This window comes from Mesorhizobium sp. Cs1321R2N1 (assembly GCF_037179725.1).
Lineage (GTDB): Bacteria > Pseudomonadota > Alphaproteobacteria > Rhizobiales > Rhizobiaceae > Mesorhizobium > Mesorhizobium salmacidum.
The window spans coordinates 1-510 of the sequence record NZ_JAPYKP010000337.1; the positions used below are offsets into that span (position 1 = coordinate 1).

Below are 510 nucleotides of genomic sequence, written 5' to 3' on the forward strand. Positions count from 1 at the left end.
AAAAACCATTGACCTGACACGCGACCTCGCTTCGGCCCGCAAGGACCTCAACGCCTTCAAGCGCTGGGTTGAGCGCTGCACCTCGCATATCGAAAACGCGGCAAAGGCACCCCCCACCGATCGCGCAGGCGCACATGCGCCCCGGCGCAGATCGCTTACCCGGAGGCAGCAGGAAGTCGGCAAGGCGGAAGTGCCCAACTCGCGGGTCGTTCGCCTGACGACGATCACGCTGCCAGACGCGCTGCTTCCGACGCGACCCCCGATTGAGGGGTTCAGTCAATGACAGCCGGGGATGGAGGATTGCGATGAGCAGATACGTCGCGGCCGTTTTCTCGATTGTAATCGCGACTCAACCTGCCATGGCTATTGAGGCAGGAGTTGGGGCCAAGGCCGGCAATGTCGGGGTTGGCACCAGTGTGGGCGTCGGCCAGAACGGGGCGTCAATCGGTATTGGCGCGAGCGTCGGCAGCGTAGGAGCCGACGCCGGAGTTTCGGTCGGGACAGGCGACG

Annotated in this window: 2 pseudogenes; both read left to right on the plus strand. The window is 64.1% G+C overall.

The annotated features are described in order from the left end of the window. A pseudogene (locus O7A61_RS32685) lies at positions 1–283 on the plus strand (hypothetical protein); the annotation flags it as partial. Positions 284–305: 22 nt separating this feature from the next. Next, positions 306–510: pseudogene (locus tag O7A61_RS32690) on the plus strand (hypothetical protein); the annotation flags it as partial.